This is a genomic window from Actinomycetospora sp. (assembly GCF_055612215.1).
In genome coordinates, this window is the sequence record NZ_JBVPVA010001063.1 from 1 (window position 1) to 8,205 (window position 8,205).

Consider the following 8,205-nt stretch of genomic DNA (forward strand, 5'->3'; position numbering starts at 1 on the left):
GGCTCAGGCCGCCCGCACGCGCAGGACGGACCCGGTGGCGCCGGTCGTGACCATCACGACCACCAGGCCGCAGAGGACGGTCGCCACCGGGGCCAGGCCCCAGATCTCGACGGCCACCCCGGCGAGGAGGCTCGAGACCGCGGCCGCGAGGTAGCAGAACAGGTACACGGCGGCGAGGGTGCCGGCGTGCACGCCGGCGGGGCTGCGCTCGAGCAGCACCCGCATCGCGCCGGCGAACGCCACGCCGAACCCGGCTCCGGCCACGACCGCGGCGGCCAGGTACGCGCCGAAGCTCCCCACGGCGATCGCCACGACGTACCCGCCGACGCCGACCGCCAGGACGGCCGCCCCGCCCGCCAGCGCCCGCACCGCGCGGAGCCGGGCGGCGGCGAGCCCGGCCACCGGCCCGCAGAGGTGGTAGACGGCGACCGCCAGCGCCCCGCTGAACAGGTCGTGGCGACCGAGGACCGACACCGCGAGCGACGGGGCCAGCGCCTGGGTGAACCCCCCGAGGACGTAGGTCGCGGCGACGAGCAGGCACACGGTGGGGAACACGGCGCGCGCCGAGGGCGGGACCCGGACCACCGGGCGCAGGGACCGCAGCGCACCGGAGCGTCCCCCCGCGGTCTCCGGGAGGAGCGCGACGGCCACCGCGGCGCCGGCGAGGACGACGGCCGTCACGACGAAGGACAGGACGGGCGCGCGTTCCGGTGCGAGCTGCACCGCCGCGCCCGAGGCGAGCGCCCCGATCGCGATGCCTCCCGGCGGCGCGCCGCTGGTGACCGCCCCGGGGAGGCCGGGACGGGACGCGGGCGCCAGATCCACGACGAACGCACCGAGGGCGCTGAGCGCGAGCCCGATCGAGAGCCCCTGCACCGCGCGCCCGACGATCAGGGGCGCCGCGGAGTCCACCGAGGCGAGGACCAGGCACGCGACCGCGCCCACGAGGATCGCCGGCACCGCGACCCGTCGTCGGCCGACGTGGTCGGAGAGGCTGCCGCAGCACAGCAGCGCGGCGAGCAGCGGCAGGATGTAGACCGCGAACGCGCCGGTCAGCGCGATCGTCGAGACACCGTAGGTCTGCTGGTAGACGACGTAGAGCGGCGCCGGCACACCGGCCGCGGCACAGACCGCGACGAGCGCGACGGACGCCGTGGTGAAGGTCGTCGTCGAGGGGGATCGTGCGCTGCGCAGCACCCGGGACTCAGGCCGCCCCGGTGAGCGGGGCCTCGGGCGTCACGCGTCCAGCCTAGGCGCCGTCCGGCGTGGCCGGCCCTACGTCGGGCGGCCCGAGCCGACGGCCGACCGCGAGGGGGCGCGCGCGTCGACCGGCGCCGCGCGCACGACCGGGCTGACGACGAGCCGCGCGTACGCGACCAGGACGGAGCACAGGGCGGCGTAGCCGAGGAACTTGGCGATGTCCTCGGCGTTGCCCAACAGGTGGGAGAGGGTCGGGTCGGACACCTCGAACACGTCCTCGAGCTTGTCCCCGGCCACCGAGACGGCGAGACCGCCGAGGCCGACCAGCAACGAGAGCAGCAGACCCAGGCGGTGGACCGGCCCCATCACCCACAGCACGAGCGCGCCGCCGACGACGACGTAGAACCCGTTGCCGACGACCTCCGGGATGCGGAAGCCGGGGAGGATCGCGTCGTGGATCATGAAGAGGTCGTCGAACGCGACGAGCAGCATGAGGACCGCGACCCCGAGGCCTGCGCTGATCACGCGCCGCTCCGGACCGGGTCCGGCGCGCCGGGACCAGGCCCGTGCCAGGTCCAGGGCCCCGAGCAGCACCCCCACCGCCACGACCAGCGCTCCGCACCCGAGGAAGGTGAACAGGCCCGACCACTGTGAGGCGTCGGACGAGGTGTCCTGGTCCTGGAGCGCGATCTCGATCGCGTGGTGCGTCGCGGCGAACCCGACCAGGAACAGCGCGACCCCGATGCCGACCGGCACCACCGTCCGGACGAGGGTCCGCCCCAGCTGCGCGAACTCCCCGCGGACCACCCAGAGGTCGAGGACCGGGAGCGCGAGCGGCTGGGTCGGTGCGGTGGCGTCCTCTCCCGACGGCGGCCGCCGGACGACCTGGCCGACGATGCGCCGCGCCCGCACGACGAGCACCCAGCACAGCCCCGCACAGCCGAGGTACGTGACGAAGCGACCCGTGTTGGCGAGGACACCCACCGGGTCGTGCGCTCCCTCGAGGTGGGCGGCGACGGCCACGGTGGCGGCGCCGACGGCCAGGCACCAGATCGCGGCGAGGAAGGCACCGCGGACACCGGCGTCGCGCACGGGGCGCCAGGCGCACGCGGCGAGCAGCCCGAGGACGAACAGGTAGGCGAGGGTGCCGACGCTCGCCGGGACGCCCACCCCGGGGAGGACCCGGTGGTGGAGCAGGAAGAGGTGGTCCAGGACGACGACGAGGACGAGGACGGCCGTACCGAGGTCGTCCCGGCCCGCCGTCGAGGAGATCGCGCCGCCCCCGGGGCGGCGGCGCCGGGCGTGCGCCAGCCCGACGGCGAAGAGCAGGACCCCGACGGCGGCGAAGAGCGCCTCGGAGGAGAGGAACGCGAAGAAGCCGGACCAGGCCGATCCCTGGTCGTCGGTGTTCCGGTTCCCAAGCACGAATGCGACCGCGTGTCCCCCCGAGGGATGGCTGAGGGCCCAGCCCGTGACGATCACCGTCATCGCGATCGCGGTCGGGAGCACGGCGAAACGCATCATCCGTCCGAATTCGACGAATTCGCTCCGCGTCGCCCAGAAGTCGTTCTCCTGTCCGAATCGCTCGCGATGTGCGCCCGTCACGGATGGGCCTCCTGGCCGACGATCCTCGTTCACCGAGTGTTCCGCGGGAGGCTACTCAGTTCACGACGACGCGGAGTCGGGGGTCCTTCAGAGGTCGATGCGCGACCCCATCACCACGGTGCGCTCGGTCGGCAACCGGAACGAGCCGGCCGGGGACGCGGCATTGTGCGCGAGCCCGACGAACAGCCGCTTGCGCCACGTGCTCATCCCGGGTTCGCGGCCGCGCTCGATGGTGATCTGGGAGATGTAGAAGAACGCCCGGTCCGGGTCGCCGTCGGCGAGCTCGGGGGAGAACGCGCAGGCCTGGCGCAGCACGCCGGGCACGTCCTGCACGTCCTGGAACCCGAACCGCGCGCTGACGTGGACGATCCCGTCGTGCGGGTGCTTGAGGTCGTCGACGGTCAGGCGCTGGTCGACCGGGACGTGCGGCACCGACGTCGGGACCAGGGAGACGATCAGCACCCGCTCGTGGAGCACGTGGTTGAACTCGACGTTGGCCCGCAGCGCCAGCGGGGCGGTCTGCTTGGTCGGGTGAGGGAACACGGCGGTGCCGGGCACGCGCACGATCTCGTCGGGCAGGTCGTCCAGGAACTCCTGCAGCGGCCCCTCCAGCTCGGTCCGCCGCGCGGTGACGGCCTTCCGGCCGCGCTGCCACGTCGTCATGACGACGATGACGATCGCGGCGACCAGCAGCGGCAACCAGCCACCGTGGACGATCTTGGTGAGGTTCGCGCTGAAGTAGAGCAGCTCGATGCCGCCGAACACGACGCCGACGGTCACGAGCTGCCACCGCGCCCAGTGCCACGCGGTGGCGGCGTGGAACACGAACAACGTCGTCGAGATGAGCAGGGTGCCGGTGACGGCGAGCCCGTAGGCGGTGGCGAGGCTCGACGACGACCGGAACGTGGCGACCAGGATGAGCACGCCGCCGAACAGCAGCCAGTTCACCGTCGGGACGTAGATCTGTCCGCTCTCGCTCTCCGAGGTGTGGCGCACCGTCAGGCGCGGGAGGTAGCCCAGCCGGACGGCCTGTTGCGACACCGAGAACGCGCCGGAGATCACCGCTTGCGAGGCGATGACGGTCGCCGCGGTCGCGAGGACGATCAGCGGGATCCGGGCCCAGCCGGGAGCGAGCAGGTAGAACGGGTTCGCCACCGCCGCGGGGTCGTGCAGGATCAGCGCGCCCTGCCCGAGGTAGTTGATGATCAGGGCGGGGAAGACGACGGCGAACCAGGCGAGGCGGATGGGCCGGCGCCCGAAGTGGCCCATGTCGGCGTAGAGCGCCTCGGCCCCGGTGATGGCGAGCACCACCGCGCCCATCGCGATGAAGGCCGTGAACGGGTGGTCGGCGAAGAACGCGACGATGTAGGTGGGCGAGAGCCCGAGCAGGACGTCGGGGTGGGTGACGATCCGGGGCAGGCCCAGCACCGCGAGGACCACGAACCACAGCGCCATGATCGGCCCGAACAGCCGGCCCACGCGCTCGGTGCCCACCCGCTGCGCGATGAACAGCATCGCGAGGATGACGGCCCCGACCGGCAGGACGACCTCGGCGAGTTCCGGACGCACCACCTCGACGCCCTCCACCGCGGAGAGCACCGAGATGGCCGGGGTGATCAGCGAGTCGCCGTAGAACAGGGCTGCCCCAAGCACCCCGAGGGCCAGCGCGAACGACGCCCGCCGCCCGGCGTGCAGCGTGCCGCGGACCAGCGCGGCCAGGGCCATGACGCCGCCCTCGCCGTCGTTGTCGGCGCGCAGCATGAACGTCACGTACTTGATCGTCACGATGATCGTGACCGACCAGAAGACGAGCGAGACGACGCCGTACACGTCGGACGGCGACGGGGTCACCGCGTTGTCGTCGATCGAGAAGACCGTCTGCATCGCGTAGAGCGGGCTGGTCCCGATGTCGCCGAACACCACCCCGAGCGCCCCCAGCGCCAGGCCGGCCCCGCCGGCGCCGAGCACCGCGGGGTGCTCGGGACCACCACGCTCGCGGCGGGTCGAGCCGGCGCCCGTCGTGGTGGCCGGCGGCGCTTCGGGGTCAGCCATGGTCGACAGTCTGCTCCGAGCGCGGCGCGGCGGCCGGGCTGGCTAGCGGCCGAGGAGTGCGAGGCCGGCGGCCGCGGGGCTGTCGGGTCCGGCCCCGTAGACCAGGAGCCGGTGGCCGGAGTCGTCCGGCGGGGTGAGCACGCTGAAGCCGAGCTCGAGCTCGCCGACGGTGGGGTGGCGCAGCCGCTTGCTACCGGATGCTCTCGCTGCTGCTGACCCCCGGGCTACGGGCCCGGCGGTACCTGCGGGGGCGCCCTGCCTCATCGACCGTGGTCGAGAGGATTACCAGATGCTGCGCCATCCCGACGCTGCCCGAGGGCAGCCCCAGACGCTCGACGAACTGTGGGCCGCCCCGCCTCGACGATCGGTGAGGCACCGGTGGCTGGGGGGCTGATCAATCTGATTGCCATCCGTAATCCCGGACCGAGTCCCGAGACCGAGCGCTCCTCGGTGCTTACTCGAACGTACGGTGATGGCGGTGTCCGGATCGGCCTCCCTCGCGGGGTGCTGGCACGTGTCCTCCGTAGAGCTGATGGGCGTTGGGTGTATGCGCGTGGCGGACATTGACCATATGCGTCTCAGAGACATTCGCAATACGCCAGCAACATACGACGGTGCTAACGACCGTCGGCTCCGTCGTCCCCGCAGCGGCAGGAGAGAGCGCAGCCGCCGCTCGCCTCACGGACTGAACTGCGGGCCCCCTGTCGGTCCCCGACGCCCGCGACGGGGCCAATGGCGGCCCGACGATCGAACGTCGCCCCGACGAGGCCTGGGCTCGCGCGGCGGGTCGAGGGGCAACGTGTCGTGACGTGCGCGGTTGATGCCGCGCTCGATCAGCACGACCTTGACCCAGCGCTCCGGAAGGGGCCGGACGTCGACGTCGTCCACCAGGTAGGCCGCCGCCAATTCTTCACGTACGGCCAGGAGGTGCTTCGGCAGTTGCCCGGGACGGAGCTCGACGCTGAAGCGGGTTGGGGGGCCTAGGGTGATCTCGCCGAGACGCGGGGGCTCGCGCGTGCCGAAGCCGGACGGGACGATCCGGTGGGTCAGCTCGACCCCAGAGCAGAACTCGTTCCAGATCCAGCGCATCTGCTGCTTGAGCGCGGTCGCGTCCCGTCGGTACTCACGGAGGTCGCGGTGGCTGGGGTTGAACGGAAGCGGCGCGGGCGCCCATCGCCCGAGGGGCCTACACACCGGGACCACCCTCCAGCGCGCGGCGGCCCGAGGGACGAGGCCGCGGACTCGACCAGACGAGCGGTCGGAGGACCGGGCCAGAAGTTGCTGCAGTAGCTAGCGAACCGTCCCTCATCGCGACCTCCGGATCACGTGTTCAGGATGAGGATACACGCGGTAGATACAGCATGTAAATACATTGATCTTGCGCCGTGTGAGCGCTGCCTATGACTTTGCGTAATTTCGATCTTGCATCTGTCAGCAGTCGAGGGGTAACGTATGGCGCTTCTATCTAGCGGGACTACGTTGTGTACTTAACATCCGTGCGGGGCGGACTGGCTGCGTTCGCCGACGGGCAGCAACCGTTCGCCGACCCGATGGGTCAGCCTCCATGGATGGGCTAACTCCACGACACGCTGCGGCCGATCGCCATGTATGTGCAGGAAGGTAGTACTGTCCGGCCGCCGGCTTAGGCCGTACGGCGGAATCAGGAAGTTGAGCGAGGTCAAAGGGATGTGCTGTGGGGCGGTCGTCGTCGGCACGGGAGGGGGGCAACGTGAGTCGTAGCCCGGCGGTGGCGCGTCGGCGCCTGGGGGCCGAGCTGCGAGGGCTCAGGGAGGCGGCTGGGAAGAAGATCGACGACGCGGCCCGCGCGCTGGAGTGCTCGACAGCGAAGATCAGCCGCCTCGAGAACGGGAAGGGTGTGCCACGAGGACGGGACGTCCGCGACCTGCTTGACCTGTACGGCGCCGATGGAGAGCGGGACCGTCTGCTCGAACTTGCCTACGAGGGGCAGGGTCAGGACTGGTGGAACGACTTCCGCGACGTCGTCGAGAGCGACATGTTCGCCGATCACTTGCTCCGTTACGTCGCGCTTGAGCAGGACGCGTCCGTCATCAAGTCCTTTGAGGCCGACCTCATCCCCGGGCTCTTGCAAACTGCAGAGTACATCGACGCCGTCTGCTCCATCGTGTTTCCCGATCGCTCCGCGAAGGAGCGCGCACGCTTTGTCGAGTTTCGCCAGGAGCGGCAGAAGATACTGCGCCGCGATAAGGACCGGCCTGAGCTCGGCATCATCCTCGGCGAGGCGGCGCTCGTCCGTCCCATCGGTGGCCGGGAGGTCATGCGCCGTCAGCTCGAACACCTGCTGACAGCCCTGGATGGCGAACTCGAGGACGTCGACTTCCGACTGACCCTCAACACCACGCAGGCTTCGGGGGCGCTCGGCGGCCCCTTCGCCATCATCAAGTTCGCCGACACGACCGATCAGAACGTCGTGTATCTGGAGGGACGTGAAGGTGCCACGTGGCTCGAATCCGATGGAGACGTGGCTCGCTACGAGATGATCTACAGCGGCCTGGAGCGGGACAGCCTCAGCCGACCGGAGTCGATCAAGAGGCTCAGCGAGGAGGTTGAGAGGCTGAAGTTGGCCGGCTCCGGACGCTCACCCGACTGAATCGGTGCGGAGTACTTCCGGCGTTGCTTTCTGTCGTTGGGACGGCGAGGCTGCACAGCCCTTGGCGCCGAGGCGGGCCGAAGTGACTTTCGTGACTGACGGTCGCCATGTAACCGCCTACACTCCACCGGTGTCGCCGGTGAGGGGGGTGTCGTGTCGACTTGCAGCGAGGCAGACGACGCTGAGTACCGTACGAGTTCGTTCTCGGGGGGCGGCAACTGCGTTGAAGTCGCCGAGCTGCGTGACCACATGGTCGCTGTCAGGCATAGCCGCGACCCTGCTGGTTCCCGCCTTTTGTTCAACGCGGAGGAATGGGCTGCCTTCATCGCGGGGGTCAAGAACGGCGAGTTCGACCAGTCCGGTTGATTCTAGCGCCTGACTCGTGATGAGTTAGTTCGCGCCCGGGGGTGTAGCGGATGCTGGGACTCGACAACACCGCAGTCATCAGCAGCGATGAAGGCCGCTGGCTACTCGGCGATCTTTCGTTACCTCTCGGACCCCTCCAAGGACCTGATCATGCCGCAGCCTCCATACGGCGCTGAGCTGCGGCGCTATCTCGACAACGGGGTAGCGGTGGTCATGAACTGGGAGTCGTCCGGCCACATCGACGACGACCAGACCGACCACCCGGCGACGCGCACGCCCAGGGCATCGAGGACGGGACCCGCGCTCGGGACCAGGCGAGCAAGATGGGGCACCTCGAGGCACCGATCTACTTC

The 8,205-nt window shown here is 70.5% G+C and carries 7 protein-coding genes; 2 read left to right on the forward strand and 5 right to left on the reverse strand.

The annotated features are described in order from the left end of the window. Positions 1-3: 3 nt before the first annotated feature. The 5 genes from AC0CYZ_RS28750 to AC0CYZ_RS28770 form a co-directional block, all read right to left on the reverse strand. On the reverse strand, positions 4-1,197 hold the full coding sequence (locus AC0CYZ_RS28750) for an MFS transporter (RefSeq protein WP_472221529.1): 1,194 nt from the start codon (positions 1,195-1,197) through the stop codon (positions 4-6). A 78-nt stretch (positions 1,198-1,275) separates the two neighbouring features. Beyond that, positions 1,276-2,625: a hypothetical protein gene (locus AC0CYZ_RS28755; protein WP_472221530.1), complete on the reverse strand. Its 1,350-nt coding sequence runs from the start codon at positions 2,623-2,625 to the stop codon at positions 1,276-1,278. A 267-nt stretch (positions 2,626-2,892) separates the two neighbouring features. Continuing rightward, positions 2,893-4,857 (reverse strand): potassium transporter Kup, encoded by a 1,965-nt coding sequence (locus tag AC0CYZ_RS28760; protein WP_472221531.1) that lies wholly within the window; start codon positions 4,855-4,857, stop codon positions 2,893-2,895. Between the two features lie 42 nt (positions 4,858-4,899). After that, positions 4,900-5,121 carry an MmyB family transcriptional regulator gene (locus AC0CYZ_RS28765; RefSeq protein ID WP_472221532.1) on the reverse strand — a complete coding sequence of 74 codons (222 nt, stop codon included), beginning with the start codon at positions 5,119-5,121 and terminating at the stop codon, positions 4,900-4,902. 414 nt (positions 5,122-5,535) lie between these two features. Further along, positions 5,536-5,946 carry a hypothetical protein gene (locus tag AC0CYZ_RS28770; protein ID WP_472221533.1) on the reverse strand — a complete coding sequence of 137 codons (411 nt, stop codon included), beginning with the start codon at positions 5,944-5,946 and terminating at the stop codon, positions 5,536-5,538. A gap of 640 nt (positions 5,947-6,586) precedes the next feature. Here AC0CYZ_RS28770 and AC0CYZ_RS28775 point away from each other — a divergent pair. Together AC0CYZ_RS28775 and AC0CYZ_RS28780 are read left to right on the forward strand one after the other, a co-directional pair. Further along, positions 6,587-7,486, forward strand: a complete 900-nt coding sequence (locus AC0CYZ_RS28775; RefSeq protein ID WP_472221534.1) for a helix-turn-helix domain-containing protein — start codon at positions 6,587-6,589, stop codon at positions 7,484-7,486. A 153-nt stretch (positions 7,487-7,639) separates the two neighbouring features. Further along, entirely contained in the window at positions 7,640-7,852 is a 213-nt protein-coding gene (locus AC0CYZ_RS28780) for a DUF397 domain-containing protein (RefSeq protein ID WP_472221535.1), read from the forward strand. Positions 7,853-8,205 lie beyond the last annotated feature (353 nt).

Excerpts from the sequence above, each read along its gene's own strand:
- AC0CYZ_RS28765 (WP_472221532.1), bottom strand. The coding sequence starts at position 5,121 with ATGAGGCAGGGCGCCCCCGCAGGTACCGCCGGGCCCGTAGCCCGGGGG.
- AC0CYZ_RS28760 (WP_472221531.1), bottom strand. The coding sequence starts at position 4,857 with ATGGCTGACCCCGAAGCGCCGCCGGCCACCACGACGGGCGCCGGCTCG.
- AC0CYZ_RS28770 (WP_472221533.1), bottom strand. The coding sequence starts at position 5,946 with ATGCGCTGGATCTGGAACGAGTTCTGCTCTGGGGTCGAGCTGACCCAC.